At 39.3% G+C, this 16,141-nt stretch carries 12 protein-coding genes; 8 read left to right on the top strand and 4 right to left on the bottom strand.

Annotated elements, in window-relative coordinates; all coding sequences use genetic code 11:
* Positions 1 to 270: 270 nt before the first annotated feature.
* The 8 genes from H6G92_RS20255 to H6G92_RS20220 all read left to right on the top strand — a co-directional run bounded on the left by H6G92_RS20255 (position 271) and on the right by H6G92_RS20220 (position 9,510).
* The gene (locus tag H6G92_RS20255) at positions 271 to 498 is read left to right on the top strand and encodes a hypothetical protein (protein WP_190895393.1); all 228 of its coding nucleotides are present in this window, start codon (positions 271 to 273) and stop codon (positions 496 to 498) included.
* A 438-nt stretch (positions 499 to 936) separates the two neighbouring features.
* Positions 937 to 2,217: a nucleotide sugar dehydrogenase gene (locus tag H6G92_RS20250; RefSeq protein ID WP_190895392.1), complete on the top strand. Its 1,281-nt coding sequence runs from the start codon at positions 937 to 939 to the stop codon at positions 2,215 to 2,217.
* 10 nt (positions 2,218 to 2,227) lie between these two features.
* Positions 2,228 to 3,289, top strand: coding sequence for an NAD-dependent epimerase (locus tag H6G92_RS20245; protein ID WP_199344892.1), 1,062 nt, complete (start codon positions 2,228 to 2,230; stop codon positions 3,287 to 3,289).
* Positions 3,289 to 4,464 carry a glycosyltransferase family 4 protein gene (locus H6G92_RS20240; RefSeq protein ID WP_190895391.1) on the top strand — a complete coding sequence of 392 codons (1,176 nt, stop codon included), beginning with the start codon at positions 3,289 to 3,291 and terminating at the stop codon, positions 4,462 to 4,464. The genes H6G92_RS20245 and H6G92_RS20240 overlap by 1 nt, the downstream gene beginning before the upstream one ends.
* An 80-nt stretch (positions 4,465 to 4,544) precedes the next feature.
* On the top strand, positions 4,545 to 5,201 hold the full coding sequence (locus H6G92_RS20235; RefSeq protein ID WP_199344891.1) for a sugar transferase: 657 nt from the start codon (positions 4,545 to 4,547) through the stop codon (positions 5,199 to 5,201).
* 40 nt (positions 5,202 to 5,241) lie between these two features.
* Positions 5,242 to 6,102 (top strand): hypothetical protein, encoded by an 861-nt coding sequence (locus tag H6G92_RS20230; protein ID WP_242059242.1) that lies wholly within the window; start codon positions 5,242 to 5,244, stop codon positions 6,100 to 6,102.
* Between the two features lie 29 nt (positions 6,103 to 6,131).
* Entirely contained in the window at positions 6,132 to 7,205 is a 1,074-nt protein-coding gene (locus tag H6G92_RS20225; RefSeq protein WP_190895390.1) for a GNAT family N-acetyltransferase, read from the top strand.
* A gap of 124 nt (positions 7,206 to 7,329) precedes the next feature.
* Positions 7,330 to 9,510, top strand: a complete 2,181-nt coding sequence (locus H6G92_RS20220; protein WP_190895389.1) for a GumC family protein — start codon at positions 7,330 to 7,332, stop codon at positions 9,508 to 9,510.
* A gap of 157 nt (positions 9,511 to 9,667) precedes the next feature.
* Here H6G92_RS20220 and H6G92_RS20215 read toward each other — a convergent pair whose 3' ends face one another.
* The 4 genes from H6G92_RS20215 to H6G92_RS20200 form a co-directional block, all read right to left on the bottom strand.
* Positions 9,668 to 11,032, bottom strand: a complete 1,365-nt coding sequence (locus tag H6G92_RS20215) for a hypothetical protein (RefSeq protein WP_190895388.1) — start codon at positions 11,030 to 11,032, stop codon at positions 9,668 to 9,670.
* 361 nt (positions 11,033 to 11,393) lie between these two features.
* A complete protein-coding gene (locus H6G92_RS20210; protein ID WP_190895387.1) occupies positions 11,394 to 12,089 on the bottom strand; it encodes a hypothetical protein in 696 nt (231 codons plus the stop codon).
* Positions 12,090 to 12,575: 486 nt separating this feature from the next.
* Positions 12,576 to 14,552, bottom strand: coding sequence for a pentapeptide repeat-containing protein (locus H6G92_RS20205; protein WP_242059248.1), 1,977 nt, complete (start codon positions 14,550 to 14,552; stop codon positions 12,576 to 12,578).
* 348 nt (positions 14,553 to 14,900) lie between these two features.
* Positions 14,901 to 15,908: a zinc-dependent alcohol dehydrogenase family protein gene (locus H6G92_RS20200; protein WP_190895385.1), complete on the bottom strand. Its 1,008-nt coding sequence runs from the start codon at positions 15,906 to 15,908 to the stop codon at positions 14,901 to 14,903.
* Between the last annotated feature and the right edge of the window lie 233 nt (positions 15,909 to 16,141).

The raw sequence follows: 16,141 nt of genomic DNA, 5'->3' as shown, positions 1-16,141 counted from the left end.
CCTTTTTAGAACTCAATTAAAAAGGATGATATGTTGGTCACACAAGCTAAAAACTAGAGTTTTTGGTTTGGGAAAGATGAATGTTACATTATTTAAACGATAGGGAATCCTAGATTTAATAACCAAACAAATCTATTAGTCAGTTAGAGGATGTTTGAAAAGTTTTCTTCTCGGTAACAAAACGTTCTAGATCCCCCTAAATCCACCTTTTAAGGTGGATTTTGATTCCGGTTCCCCCCCTTAAAAAGGGGGGCTAGGGGGGATCAGTTAGTGCCTAACATCACAGCCAACCACTTTTCAAACAACCTCTTAGACAGGATGAACTTTCAACAGCAAGGCATTCACTCCGGTAATAATTTTTCTGTCAACCAAGTGCTCAAAGTTGATGAATTCAGTATAAATGATCAAGAAATTGGGCATAAATTAGCAGAGCAAGATTTGAAAGATGATGCTTACGTATTTCAAACTGCCCGCTTGCCAAACAAAGCATCAAAGTAAGAATAAATACAGGCAGGCAATTAAATAGATGCGGTTATGTCTTTTTATTTGTAGAAGCTTCGCCAAATTGGCGTTACTCAAATAAAAAAGTACTACAAAATTGACGTAGAAGAAGAGGATTGCGGAAGCATCTCACTTTTATAAAAACACGCCTGCCCTGGCAAATGGAATTCGCAGCTATACAGACAAAACCCACTTCCGTTGGTTTCGAATTCCTAGAGTCTGCTTAGTCTGACTACGTTTGTATGCAAAATTAAGCGTGATTTATAATAGCCCAGCATATTTGTAAAAGTGAGATATTATCGATAATTGCTGTATTAACTTTCCTCAAATTCCAAAATTAAAAAACGAGACTTAATCTTAATTATCAAAAAATTGCCACTTCTCAAAATGGCAATTGTCAAAGTTCGGATATTTTGAATATATTCCTGTTAAGACATGAGCAACCGCATTGCAGTTATTGGTCTTGGCTACGTTGGTCTACCCGTTGCCCTGGCATTTGCTAAAAAATTTCCCAATACTATTGGATTTGATATCAATTTAGAAAAAGTTAAAAGTTTAAATCAAGGCCGCGATCGCACAGGTCAAGTCTCCACCGATGAGTTAAAAAACTCTAGCCTAATCATTACTTCCGACCTTTATGATCTAGTAGATACAAACTTTTTTGTGATTGCTGTACCAACTCCAGTTGACCGCAACCATAACCCTGACCTAACTTTGCTGATTAAAGCCTCTGAACTCGTTGCTAAAGTGCTACAACCTGGAGCGATCGTGGTATACGAATCCACTGTGTATCCAGGGGTAACAGAGGATATCTGCGGAGCGACTTTGGCCAAGGTATCAGGCTTAAAGCTGGGTGTTGATTTCAAACTGGGCTACTCTCCAGAACGGATTAATCCGGGTGACAAGGCTCATACACTAGAAAAGATTGTCAAAGTGGTAGCTGGGGAAGATGCCGAAACTCTGGAACGAGTCGCAAGTGTCTACACGACCATTATTGATGCGGGTGTCTATCGCACCTCCTCAATTAAAGTAGCTGAGGCTGCCAAAGTAATTGAGAACACTCAGCGAGACTTGAATATTGCTTTGATGAACGAACTGGCGCTAATATGCGATCGCATTGGTATTCGTACCCACGACGTTTTAGCAGCTGCAAATACCAAATGGAACTTTTTGCCATTCACACCAGGGCTTGTTGGTGGTCACTGCATTGGGGTTGATCCCTACTATCTAACTACCAAAGCAGAAGAACTGGGATACCATCCCGAGGTCATCCTAGCTGGTCGTCGGATTAACGACAGTATGGGTACTTATCTTGGTCAGCGTTTTATCAAACTCTTAGTTGAAGCTAACCTATCGATTAAAGAAGCGCGGGTAGGAATTCTCGGTCTCACCTTTAAGGAAAACGTACCCGACATCCGCAATAGTCGCATACCGGATATGGTGGCAGAGTTACAGCAATTTGGTATTGAACCACTCTTACACGACCCTCTGGTAGATCCTGATGAAGCATACCAGGAATATGGCATTCATTTAGTAGATTGGCATAACCTATCTGATTTAGACGGGGTAATATTTGCAGTCAGTCATCAGGCTTACTTAGATATGCCTTGCAAACAACTTTTCAACTGTTTGCGCCCAGGTGGAGTGCTAATGGATATCAAGTCCATTTTTAGCCAAGCTACACTACCACCCCATATTCATTACTGGAGCTTATAGGGAAAATATTATGGTCAAGGTTTTAGTCACTGGTGCTGCTGGTTTTATTGGTTTTCACCTTAGCCAACGCCTATTAACCAGAGGTGATGAAGTTGTTGGTCTAGACAACTTAAATGATTACTACGATGTCCTCCTTAAAAAAGACCGTTTAGCTCAACTAGAGGAAAACCCAAGTTTTAGTTTTTATAGACTGGATTTGGCAGACTCAACAGCTATAAGCCAACTTTTTGCTGAACAACGCTTTGATGTGGTGGTCAATTTAGCAGCACAAGCTGGTGTCCGATACTCCATCAAGAACCCTCATGCGTATATAGACAGTAACTTAGTGGGCTTTATTAATATCCTTGAAGGTTGTCGCCATTCAGGCGTTCAGCACTTGGTATTTGCCTCTTCTAGTTCTGTCTACGGTGCTAATACTAAAACACCCTTTTCTATTCATGACAACGTAGACCATCCAGTTAGCTTATATGCTGCTACGAAAAAAGCTAACGAGTTAATGGCTCATAGTTATAGCCATTTATACGGTCTACCAACAACTGGACTCCGCTTCTTTACTGTCTATGGGCCGTGGGGTCGTCCAGATATGGCGCTGTTTTTGTTTACTAAAGCAATTTTGGCAAAGCAACCGATTGATGTGTTTAATTACGGTAAGATGTGCCGAGATTTTACATATATTGACGACATTGTAGAGGGTATTATCCGAGTGATGGATAAAATCCCTGAGCCAAATATCGTCTGGTCGGGAAATGCACCCGACCCAGGTACAAGTAAGGCTGCTTATAAAATTTACAACATAGGTAACAATCAACCAGTTGAATTAATGCGCTTTATAGAAGTGCTAGAAGACTGTTTGGGAATAAAAGCACAAAAAAATTTGCTCCCTTTACAACCTGGTGATGTCCCCGTTACCTATGCGGATATTGATGATCTAGTCAAGGATATAGGCTTTAAACCTAGCACGCCTATTGAGGTAGGAATTGAACGTTTTGTAGCTTGGTATTGTTCTTATTATCAGAACACGAGTACTCGATCAACTCAAAATTCTTGGCTGAGGGCGGGGAGTAGTAAATAATGAAAATACTGCATATCTGTGCAGTTGGAAGTACTGCTCAGGCGCTTTTACGACCTCAAATTGATTACTTTTTGTCTCATAATCTATCGGTTGAAATAGCTTGTTCTCCAGGTTCAGAGGTTGAAGAATTACAACAACAAGGATATATAGTGCATCCCATTCAAATTGATCGTCAAATATCTCCTGTTTTGAATTTGAGAAGTATTTATCATCTGACACAATTAATTCAAAAGAATCGGTATGACCTTGTTCATGTACATACTCCAATTGCTGCTGTATTAGGTCGCATTGCAGCGAAACTGGCTGGTGTTAAACGAATTGTCTACACTGCTCACGGTTTTCCATTTCATGATCAGTCTTCACCTAGTCAATACCAGTTTTATTTTATTATTGAGAAACTTGCTGCTTTTATAACTGATCTAATCCTTACCCAAAATTATGAAGATATAGCCACAGCTAAAAAATTAGGTCTTTGTCCATCGGAAAAAGTATGTTATTTGGGTAACGGTGTAGACATTGATCGTTTTAAACGCGATCGCCTCAATTCCACTCATCAAACACTATTACGAAAATCATTGGGTATTCCTGATAGTAGGGACTTAATTATTGGCACCATTGGACGTATAATCCATAAAAAAGGGAGTGGATATTTGATTGAAGCCGCAGCCAAATTGCTCCCTCACTACCCTAATCTACAAGTTCTAATAATTGGTTCTCAACTCAGTAGCGATCCTGAACCTTTCCACACAGAATTGATCAAAAAAATTCACTCTTTGGGAATTGAACAACATGTTACTCTGACAGGCGAACGTCAAGATATACCAGAACTTTTAGGACTGTTAGATATCTTTGTGCTACCTACATTTACTCATGAAGGATTACCCCGATCTATCGTAGAAGCAATGTCAATGGGTTTACCAGTTGTTACTACAGATATTCGAGGATGTCGAGAAGCAGTAGTACATGGAAAAACTGGTTTAATTGTGCCACCTAAAAATAGTGGAAAGTTAGCTGAGGCTTTGAAAATACTATTATCTAACTATGAATTGAGACAAGCTTATGGTAAGGCTAGCCGTGAGCGGATCGAAGTTCAATATGATGAAGAGTTAGTTTTTAAACGACTTAATAATTACTATCAAGATTTAGGCGTTTATTCACTATGTCTTGAACAGTAATGTGGAAAAATAATCTCACTTAGAGACGCAAACAAGAGGCAAAAGAGAGAAAAAATACTTTAAGATTGAGGGGTGTGTTTATGAATGGTAATAATTTTCAGGGCATTAATTTAAAAATATACCGCAGAGTAATCAAATCTTTATTAGATAGAGTTGTGGCAGCGATCGCTTTAATTTTTCTTTTTCCTTTACTGATGAGTGTAGCGATCGCTATTCATTCTCGTCTGGGTAGCCCAGTGATTTTTACCCAATTTCGCCCCGGTCAAAATGCTCGGATTTTTAAATTTTACAAATTCCGCACCATGACCAATGAACGTGATCATGAGGGCAATCTTCTTGCTGATGAAAAACGCCTCACAGCCTTTGGTCAATTCCTACGCGAAACTAGTCTTGATGAATTACCTCAACTTTGGAATGTCTTGAAAGGAGATATGAGTTTTGTTGGGCCCCGCCCATTATTAGTAAAGTATCTTGACCGCTATACCCCTCAACAAGCGCGTCGCCATGAAGTGAAACCGGGTATTACTGGCTGGGCACAAGTTAATGGTCGCCGCACATTAGATCAATTTTGGAATAAAAAATTTGAGTTGGATATTTGGTATATCGATCATTGGAGTTTGTGGCTTGACCTGAAAATTTTGTTCATGACTATATGGCAAGTAATGCAACGAAAGAGCATCACCCAGGAAGGTCATGTTACATCGGAAGAATTCAAAGGTCAACTTAAAGAACTGTAGGCATTTTTACAAGTAATAGAAGTGCGAGAAGTAAAGAAACATGAGTTTTCAACAGATACGAGATGTATCCACAGCGGTGTTAAACTCAATGACAGAAGAAGAATGCGCCGATTGGCATCGCAAACAGGGAACACATGTTATTCGTCATTGCGATCGCTACTGGAAAGAGACAGTTCGGGGTTTCTATCAGCCGCTTCATTGGTTAGCACGCTTGAGTTCTGAAGAAGCAACTTGTCCAACGCCCTTATCTTGGGGATTCCAAACAACATTATGTGAGGTTGATGCTAGCATTGCTAACGCCTCAATGCCAATTCACTACTTACCAAACCTAGAAAACTATGATCTCCAAAGTGTGACAGCAAATCGCCGAAATCATCTACGAAGGTGTTACAAACGAGTAAATATTGTGCAGTTAAACGAACTCACGCTGTTGCAGGAGCAGGGTTATGAAGTCTTTTCGTCGGCATTAAAGCGAACATCTTATCGTCAAATACCTTCAAAAAACGACTATTTGACGGGACTGGCTGATTATGTCACTTCCGAACGGCGGTTGATTCTTGCGGGTCTTAACGGTACACAGCTTTGCGGTTATCTTACAGGATACGCCGTCAACGGTATTGCTTACATCGATGAAGTAATTATCGCCACTGAGGCATTGTCTACTTACATTGGTACGGGATTGCTATTTGAATTTGCACAGGTCTGTCGCCGATCTGGGTTAATTCGTGAGCTTGTCAACGGTTTGCATTCTCGTGAAGATGAAAAACTCTGTATTTTCAAAGAAGGAATGGGTTTTCAGGTAAAGCATATCCCTGCAAAGGTGCAAATAAACCCCATTATTGAGCAATTTATCCACTGGCGATATCCACATAAATATTATCGTCTTGTTGGGCATGACTAATAATTTGTAATTCGTAATTAATTTTAAAGATGGATATTCAAATAATTGATTTAGCTAACCCTTCATGGTTACAAACACTGAAAAAGCTTAATTATGATGTTTATCATTTGCCTGAATATGTATATCTAGAGTCGCAAAGAACCCAATCAATACCAGAGGCTATTTTGATAGTCGATGGTGAAAAAATATTTTTTTTACCTTATTTACTGCGCCGCTGTGATGATTTATTTGATGGCAATCTAACGATTCCAGAAGTATTTGATGTTGTCTCGCCTTATGGTTACCCTGGATTTCTGTTAAGTGAAGCGGCAGCTAACACACCTCATTTTTTAAATTTGGCACTTGAAAAGCTAAAATCTGTATTCTTGTCCAAGAGGGTGTGTTCAGCGTTCTTACGCCTGCATCCAATATTAAATCAAAATTCTAATGAAGTTTTAGCTTCTCAACTTTGTCAAGTATCAGGAGAAACTATATCTATCGATTTAAGGCTTTCAACAGCAGAAATATGGCAGCAAACGCGACCAGAACACCGGACTTGTATCAATAGATGTAAGCGGTATGGATTTACTCCAAAAATGGTTAATTATCTGGATTATATAGATAATTTTATTGATATATATACTGAAACAATGAAGCGTGTAGGAGCTAATAAATATTTTTATTTTGATTATAAATATTTTGCTTCTTTAGCCAATCTAAATGAAAATATCCACTTGTGTATTTTAGAGTTAAATAATCAAGTTGCTTGTGCTGGAATATTTACTGAATGCGGTGAAATAATTCAATACCACCTTGGAGGAACAAAAAACGAATTTCTAAAACATGCCCCCAGCAAATTAATGTTTGATTACGTTCGGTTTTGGGCTAAAGAACGTGGAAATAAATTTTTGCATTTGGGCGGTGGTGTTGGCGCAGCTAAAGATAGTCTCTACAATTTTAAAGCAGGTTTTTCTAAACAAAGATATTCCTTCTTTACATCGCGTTTAATTACAGATGAAGAAAAATATGTTTATTTAGTTGAATTACGAGCAAAATCTTTAAAGACTGAACCAGAAACTCTACTAAAGTCAAACTTTTTCCCTGCTTATCGTTCTCTTAAGTGAATGAAAAATACTAAGACTTAGGCAAAATTTTGATCTTGAGTTCTGTGCTCATGGTTTCTAAAAAATTCTACTTAGCAACTTAATTTTCACTTCAAACACAGCCATTATCTTAGAATAATCAATTATGTCAATAAAAGAATCTTCTGGAACCTTTGATAAATATGCACAAATTCTGAAGCGCCGTTGGATTCCTGGCTTAGGTGTTTTTGCTTGTGTATTCATAACTTTGCAGGTAGCTACATTTTTCAAAAAGCCTTATTTCTTAGCAGAAGGGAAATTAAGGTTCCAAAGAGTAAATACTGTTTCTTCTCTAACAGGACTAGGAACAGAGATGGGTAAATTAGAACCATTAGTTGACAACAAAAATAATCCTCTTAATACAGAAGCAGAAGTTATCCGCTCTGTCCCAGTTGTTAGAAGTACTATAAAAAAACTGAACCTGAAGGACGACAAAAAGGTTAATTTAAAAATTAACCAGTTTTTGGAAATGCTCACAGTAAAAGAAATTAATGGGGCGGACATTCTAAGTATTTCTTATAAGGATAAAGATCCAAAAATAGCCGCACAAGTTGTTAATACTTTAATAGATGTCTATTTAGAATACAATATACATGCTCATAGAAGTCAAGCAACCACCGCTCGGAAGTTTATAGAAAAACAATTACCAAATGCGGAATTAGTTGTTCGACAAGCAGAAGCAGAACTAGCAGGGTTTAAAGAAAAGTACAAAATTGTTTCTCTGCAAGAAGAAGCAACGAAGTCACTGGAGATCATTACAGCATTACAACAGCAAATTAGTGAAGCTCAATCTAGATTTGCTGATGCTGAAGCACAAACTAAAGGAATTCGTAAACAATTAGGTATGAACTCCCAGCAAGCAGTAGCTATGACTTCTCTTAGCCAAACTTCAGGGGTACAAGATATTCTGAAAGAAATTCAACAGCTAGAATCACAACTGGCAGCTAGGCGCACTGTTTTACAAGACAATCATCCCCAAATAATCGATTTGGGATACAAATTGCAGTCTTTAAATGAGCTACTACAAGAACGGATAAAAAACGTTGTAGGAACAACTCAGGCACAATTAAATCAAAACTTTCAACTGGGAGAGTTACAACAGCAGCTTTCTGCAAGGCTTGTAGAATTAGAGTCAAACCGTCTGGGTTTAGCAAGCCAAATTACTACTTTATCTGGTTTACAAGCTGCTTATAAACAACGTTTGAATAATCTACCGAGATTAGAACAACAACAGCGCCAGTTTGAACGTAAAGTACAAGCTGCGCAATCTACCTATTCATTGTTATTACAAAAGCTGCAAGAAAGCCGAATAGCTGAAAATCAAAATTTAGGTAATGCAAGCATGATATCCGAAGCCGAAGTACCGGAAGAGTCAATTTCTTCCCCAATGTTTTTGTACTTGAGTACAGGAATATTGGCAAGTTTAGCAGCTTTGGCAACTATGTATATTTTGGAAACAATAGATAAATCAGTTAAGAATGTTGAGCAAGCGAAGGAGTTATTGAAATTTACTTTATTAGGGACTATTCCTGAATTTAATAACTCAAAAAAAATGATTCATGGAAATGAAGATATAGAGTTGTATGGCAAAAGACTTGTAGTTCGAGATATGCCGCGATCGCCCATTAATGAAGCTTACCGAATGTTACGGGCAAATCTGAAGTTTCTGAGTGCTGATAAGGAGGTAAAAGTTATAGTTGTCACTAGTTCTGTACCCAAAGAAGGCAAATCAACGGTAGCAGCTAATTTAGCTCTAATAATGGCTCAAATGGAGCGAAAAGTCTTACTGATAGATGCAGATATGCGTCGTCCTGTTCAGCATAAAATCTGGGAACTGGTTAATGATCAAGGTTTAAGCAATTTGATTGTTGGCCAAGCTGAAATTAGGACAGCTATCAAACAAGTAATGGATAATTTGTATGTCCTGACTTCTGGAGTTACACCTCCTAATCCAGGTTCTCTTCTGGACTCGAAAAAAATGGCTGTATTAATCCAAACTTTATCTGTCTACTATGACTTCGTAATTATTGATGCTCCATCATTAAACGTTGCTGCTGATGCTGCTACTCTAGGTCAAATGGCTGATGGTGTTTTGTTTGTAGTTCGTCCAGGGGTTGTTGATTCTGTTAGCGCCAGTATTGCCAAGGAGCTTTTAGAAAAATCTGGTCAAAATGTCCTTGGACAGGTGGTAAATGGAGTTACTCCCCAGACTGAACGATACAATTACTATTACTCAACTGAGGAAAATAATCTCCAAGAAGCTGTTGGGCTAGGAAGTAGAATATAGAGAATGATTGGTAGAGTAAATAAACTCAAAAATACTGTCATAATGAGTATTTTGGGCATTGATAATTATGTAAAATTTGGCTTTTATCGTTATCTCAGCCATATTGTTCGTACACAACTTACTTAGTGCGATCGCAATCAGGTTAGAAGAATTAAATTTACGTTAGTTGTTGTTTTTTAAACAGTGATAACAGCAAACATACAAATCCAATTACTACCAATGACACTGAAGAAACAGGTTCTGGGACAGACTGAGGGTTTTGCACAGGCTGATAATCGATCATATTCCCTTGAATTGGGCTAAGTGATGCCAAAAGTAGCTCAATGTCGTTAGATATATTTGTGTCATTAATACCAACACTTTTAGAAGAGATGAGTCGGTTAAACGTTTGGCTACTTGATACATCAAAATCTCCTGTTAACCCAAGAAAATTTTGACCCATTTTACCTATAAGAGAGTCTATAAGATTGTTAACATCAGTCTTAATTTCTTGTAGGGATAAATCTAAACTGCTGGTATTGTTGACTTTTCCAATTATTGTTTTTTCACTATCCACTAACCAATTGCCATTACCAATAATTTCATTTCCACTGGTAAAAACCCAGTTACCATTACCAATAATTGTGTTATTACTGCCAAAGTCCCAGTTACCATTTCCAATCGTTGCGTTATCACTACCGAAATGCCAATTACCGTTACCTAGTGTTGTGTTGTTACTGTCGAAGTGCCAATTACCATTACCTAATGTTGCGTTGTTACTTCCGTTGTCCCAATACCAGTTGCCGTTACCAAGGGTTGTGTTACTCTTTGCAAATAGCCAGTTGCCATTACCTATGGTTGTGTTTTCATTATTAAAGTTCCAGTTCCCATTCCCAATGGTTGCGCTGTTACTGCCATAATCCGAGTTAAAATTACCAATGGTTGCGTTATTATTACCAAAGTTCTTGTTACCATTACCAACCGGTGCGTTGCCCTCATTAAAGGCTTGGCTACCAGCATTAGATGTATTCCCAGCATTACTAAAGGGTATATTGTTACCAAGGACTTCTTTTAATGGATCGAAAGGCGATTGTTGAAGTAGACTTCCAGAACCTACAATAGGATTACTGTTACCTGCAAACGGATTGCTAGGGCCACCTGTAATAAGATTACTGTTACCTGCAAAGGGGTTGTTAGCCCCACCCGCAATAGGATAATCACTACCTGCAAACGGGTTACTACCTCCCGCCAATTTGTTGTCAATATCCTTAAAAAAGCTATCACCCAAAATTAACTTTAATCGATCAAATATTAATTGCTGAAGCTTACTACCACTATCGCCTGCAAACGGGTTAATACCGCCACCTGGAATGGGATTGTTACCGTTACCTATGAATAGATTGCTACCACTTGTCAATAGGTTGCCTTCAGCAGAGAAACTGTTATTGGCAGCAAAGGAACTAACGCTATACAGGTTACTACCGTCGCCTGCATTTAAGGGGCTAACTCCACCATTAATGGGATTGATAGCAGACGCTTCCATTGGCACTAATTCTCCTATTTTTACTTAAAAAATTATGGGGTCTTCAGCACCTGTTATACCAATTATGAATTTGCTAAACCCAAAATATCTCTAAAACAAAGGCTTTAATTATCTTACTGTCAAACTAACAGAAAGTATTCCTTAAATCCTTATCTATAAAGAGTTAAAAGGCGTAAAATAGCAAACTAGTACAAGAATGCAGAAGGCAAATCACCGATAATACATGCTTCTCAGTTTTATCGAATGGTATGTTTATTTGCGCCAAACTGTACTAGCATACTATGTACTGAAGAACTCATTATTGTTCTCCTCTATTTATCTGTTAGTTTTCGCAAGAATTCTATTAAGCGAACGGTATTTATCAACCACCAAATGATGGGATTTGTCCACTACCGCCAAATGATGGGATTTGTCCACTACCGCCAAATGATGGGATTTGTCCACTACCGCCAAATGATGGGATTTGTCCACTACCGCCAAATGATGGAATTTGACCACTACCGCCAAATGATGGGATTTGACCACTACCGCCAAATGATGGGATTTGTCCACTACCACCAAATGATGGAATTTGACCACTACCGCCAAATGATGGGATTTGTCCACTACCACCAAATGATGGAATTTGTTCACCACCCAGTTCCTTGTCAAGTCTTGAGTCAATTAGCTTGTCAATAGTAACCCTCAAACTGAACCCGTCCGGTATTTCAGTTGTGCTAATAGTACCAGTCTGGCTACCAGCACCAGTCAAAGGGTCTCTGCCACTACCTGGATTACCACCGCCTGCGGATGGGTTCACACCGCCTGCAAAGATATTCCAGAAATTGTCGCCAGCGAAAGGATTACCACCATAGGGTAAAGCAGGCTGACTGCCACCTCCACCCGCACCGCCGCCAATAGGGCTACCGCCACCTTCTCCATTTCCAACACCACTGAATAGATTGGTGAGTTGTTCATCACTGAGAACTTCACTCAAACGACCGAAGGGTGAATCTCTAAGCGGATTGTTCCCACTAGTAGAGGAGTTATCGCTACCACTATTATTCAAATCTGCCATTAGGATTAAGCCTCCTATTTTTGGGATAAAAATCTTGCTAGCATAGCAACATAAAATAGACAAAATTAAGTCTGTATAAGGACTTTTTTCTTGTTTTTATTGTTAGCAACACTAGTTAGTAGCCACTAGATTATTTGGTTATCTTTTTAAGTGCAGATAATTTATTATTTAATTAATGCTACTTACATTAACAATGTATGTGATTTCATTTTTAAGGGCAATGAAAAATATTTTGGTATTTTTATCAAACTTGTAGATTTTTTTAGACAATAAGTTAAGGAAATTAACTGAGACACTTGTATAATAAAATTTAATTTAGGTAAAATACTATATTGCAATAAACAATCTTTTGATGAATTTGTCAAATTTTTAGATATTTAGTTAATCTGCATTTATCTAGGGTTCTATCACTCTTGTTCGACGTTATACCGCTATGCTGATAGCAATAAATAGTGCAGTCACTGGTATAAGGTTCAGATGCAGGAATTATTTCAGATAAATCAGCAAATTCAATCCTGGAATTGTGCGAGAAAGTGTCCACAAAACGAGAGTAATGTAAATTAAACCCAAACTCCATTGATACCAAGCTAGTGCAGAGATGATGCCTGGTAGGTGTTCATCTCGCAGGCGAATGTCGTTAAATCCTAATTTAACTAGGTTGTTGAGACTAAAATCATAGTAGTTGAGCCAGTTCCAACGGCGATCGCACAACAGAGGCATATATCGTTCCCTAAATGTCTGATTCCTTGGTATCACTGGCAAACGTCCAATCAACAATCGTAACTGGCGAAATGTGCCGTCTTCTGTGAAGTAAGAAACGTCCATTAAATTGTGATAACGACCTTGTTGGTAAAGTCGGATCAATAAAGTCACCGGGACAGGGACAATAATAATTAAAAGACACCCCAATGTCAGCCAAGGTTGTTGAGCATTGCGAAAGATGGCTAGTAAGCTGAAGAATTCTAAAACGCTAAAACTGACTAATATCGAAATAGTTTCATAAGATGTAGGAATAATTGGTACAGGATGCAACCGACGATAGCGATCCACTAACCAAAACAGTAAGCCGAAATAAGCGATCGCAACTCCTCCCACGCCAAACACTAACCAAAAATTCGTACCATAGCCACTCAACAACAGCAGTACACTCAACCCCAAGCAACTCCAAGCTTGCAGTAACCACCCAATGATAGAAAGAGGTTCACCAACAATTAAACGATTGCTTAGTTGTGTGTATTTTTCTAAATCGATGTCTGCTAAGGTGAGTAACTCACTACTGTTACGAAATAATTTTATCAGACGACGCTGGGCGATTGCTTCGGCTTGAGTTGCAGAAAACCCCAGTTTAATCAAACTTGCAACAGTTGCACTGTTAATATTTGTAGCCGTCAAACTGCGGCTCATTTCTACTAATCGCAGTTGTTGTTTTGTGTATTCCAGTTCATTAGCATCGGCAACTTGTTGTTGCTGACGGAAATTTTGTCCTAAATTCCGCAAGATGTTTTGATTACCTTGCAATGTAGGGATGCAGAACATCTTACCAATCTGACCAGGATTACCTAAAATTTTTGCTTGGTTAGAGTTAAAAGTTAAACTAGGTACGCTTAAACAAGCTTCTGTAGAAAACCTCGCATCGCTAAAATCTGCTTGATTGAGAATGCTTGCACCTTGCAAATTTACTGATTGATTAAACTCTACTTCTCGAAAGATGACAGCTTGCTCAAAAGTAGCTTCTGTTAAAAGGAGGAACTGATTAAAATTTGCTTTAGTAAATTGGGCTTGATTCGCAAAGCGGACATCAGAAAAATCAGCATTTTCTTGCCACTGCCCACTATTGAATTTAGCCAATTGCTTAAAATTCGCTTGGTTGAAGTTGGCAACCTTTTCAAAGATGCTGCCTTGAAAATCAGCGAGTTCCTGAAATTGGGTTTGTTTAAAATTAGCTTTTTCAAAAAAAATACTGCCCTGAAAATTGCTTGGTTGCTTGAATTTAGCACCGCTAAAGCTGACGGGACGACCAAATCGAGTTTCAGCCCAGTTAGTGGATTGGAGAAAAGTTGCACCTTGGGCATCCACTGACTGAAGAAAGAATGTATTAGAGAACTTCATTTCGCCATTGAAACGAGTTTGCACCAGTGTCAAGACACCACGAAAAACGGAAATTTCACTCGATGGAGTTGACTTTGTTCCCAAAAGCGATCGACAATCTTTGGAGTTCGTAAGTGACTCCAGACAAACGAAGCGCAAACGCTCTAGTTCTTTTTGTTCGGTGGCGGTGAAAATCGCAGCGATCGCTTGGGCATACAAAGGTGTTCTTAAACCCAAATCGCTGCCTACAAAATCTCCTAAAATCAGAGTATAGCTAAGGTCTAAACCTAGAGGTTTTGCACCTAGTTCTTTTCGCAGTAGTTGGTAAAAGGCATCACGAAAGCTAGTATTTTCTGGGCGCAGATCAATCACCATCTTCTGCAAATCTACCGTCAAATTGCCTTCGCGGAGTGTCGGTGTGCGTAGACGTTCTTGTAATAATTCTAGAGTTAAGGGTGTGCGTTCTGGTTGCGTCTGTGCTGCCCACGTTGGTAGAGGGAAGAAGAGAAGAATTGATAAAACGCAAAGGAACGCAATCGCAAAGCGTTTCGTAGAGAAGGAAAGCGTAGAGTAGCGCCAAGAAACACCTTTGCGTACCTTTGCGTTTAACCTCTGCGTACATACCCTGCGGGAAGGCGTACCCCTACGGGGAAGCAAGCTACGCGTAGCGTCTCGTAGAGAAGCGCCTATGCGTTTAAAAAATAAATTATGCAAATTGTTCGATCAATCGTCGCTAATCAGTAGAACAATTTTACCCGTCACAGAACCGCTTTCAATTAGTTGGTGCGCCTTAGCCGCTTCTTTCAATGAAAATTTGTGACTAACATGGATTTTTAATTTGCTTTCATCAATCCAGGTAGCACATTGTTCGAGAATTTTTGCATGGTGCTGGAGGCTTTCTTCTAATCCTAGCAATGCTGGTGTCAGCATTAATTCTAACCCAATGCGGAGATTGCGTAGTCTAGCAGTTTTCCAAACAGTATTGGCATCTGGTTCGAGAATCGTCACAATATCGCCATATACTCGCACTGCGGGGAAGGTTTTATGAAAGGTTTCGCCGCCTACGGTATCAAAAGCCAAGTCTACGCCTTCGCCGCCAGTCCAATCTAATACCGCTTGCACAAAGTCTGTTTGTTTGTAAAAAATTACATGATCGGCACCTAGTTGTTTGACGAAATTAGCTTTTTCTTCAGAACTGACTGTGGTGGAAACAGTAGCACCTTTGAGTTTCGCCAATTGAATTGCTACATGACCGACACCACCAGCACCCGCATGAATGAAAACCCGTTCCCCAGGTTCCAATCGTCCCCGTTCGTATAAAGCTTCCCAGGCAGTGATTAACACTAAGGGCGCTGCTGCTGCTTCGGCAAAGGAGATAGAGGCGGGTTTACGTGCCACAAACCGCTCATCCACAACAGTATATTCAGCATAATTACCTTGGTGTGCGCCCAAGCCGCCATAGCAAAAATATACCTCATCGCCTGGGCGAAAACGCTGAACACTAGCACCCACCGCTTCGACTACACCTGCACCATCACATCCTAAAATTGTCGGCGTGCGATCGGGGTAGAAAGTGCCTCGGCTACGAAGTTTAGTGTCAATGGGGTTAACGCCAGCCGCCACCAAACGCACTAAAAGTTCAGTATTACCTACGGGAATAGCAGGGTTTGGCACTTCCTGTACTTGCAGAACTTCTGGACTGCCAGCTGCTGTCATCAAGACTGCTTTCACAACTCTTTCCTCCTGGCTTTAGATGCACGTTCATTTGCAACTTTAGCGCAAGAGTGTGGGCACAAAGTTATTGTACAGTGACTTTTTATTTGTCGCCGTGACAAATTAATGTCATCCATTAAATCCTTGCTCAATATAGGTTATAGCGGTTTAGCAGTACTAGGATAACATCATTGACAGTGACAGATTAGCTGTCATTTTCTGTAATAGTGACAAATTATCTGTCGCTTCAT

This window comes from Nostoc foliaceum FACHB-393, assembly GCF_014698505.1.
Lineage (GTDB): Bacteria > Cyanobacteriota > Cyanobacteriia > Cyanobacteriales > Nostocaceae > Nostoc > Nostoc foliaceum_A.
The sequence above is the reverse complement of the archived record's forward strand: the minus strand, read 5'-3'. Positions and strand labels throughout refer to the sequence as shown.

Bases quoted from the DNA above. Each gene is read 5' to 3' on its own strand.
- H6G92_RS20250 (WP_190895392.1), top strand. From the start codon at position 937: ATGAGCAACCGCATTGCAGTTATTGGTCTTGGCTACGTTGGTCTACCC.
- H6G92_RS20245 (WP_199344892.1), top strand. From the start codon at position 2,228: ATGGTCAAGGTTTTAGTCACTGGTGCTGCTGGTTTTATTGGTTTTCAC.
- H6G92_RS20240 (WP_190895391.1), top strand. From the start codon at position 3,289: ATGAAAATACTGCATATCTGTGCAGTTGGAAGTACTGCTCAGGCGCTT.
- H6G92_RS20235 (WP_199344891.1), top strand. From the start codon at position 4,545: ATGAATGGTAATAATTTTCAGGGCATTAATTTAAAAATATACCGCAGA.
- H6G92_RS20230 (WP_242059242.1), top strand. From the start codon at position 5,242: ATGAGTTTTCAACAGATACGAGATGTATCCACAGCGGTGTTAAACTCA.
- H6G92_RS20225 (WP_190895390.1), top strand. From the start codon at position 6,132: ATGGATATTCAAATAATTGATTTAGCTAACCCTTCATGGTTACAAACA.
- H6G92_RS20220 (WP_190895389.1), top strand. From the start codon at position 7,330: ATGTCAATAAAAGAATCTTCTGGAACCTTTGATAAATATGCACAAATT.
- H6G92_RS20215 (WP_190895388.1), bottom strand. From the start codon at position 11,032: ATGGAAGCGTCTGCTATCAATCCCATTAATGGTGGAGTTAGCCCCTTA.
- H6G92_RS20210 (WP_190895387.1), bottom strand. From the start codon at position 12,089: ATGGCAGATTTGAATAATAGTGGTAGCGATAACTCCTCTACTAGTGGG.
- H6G92_RS20205 (WP_242059248.1), bottom strand. From the start codon at position 14,552: ATGGTGATTGATCTGCGCCCAGAAAATACTAGCTTTCGTGATGCCTTT.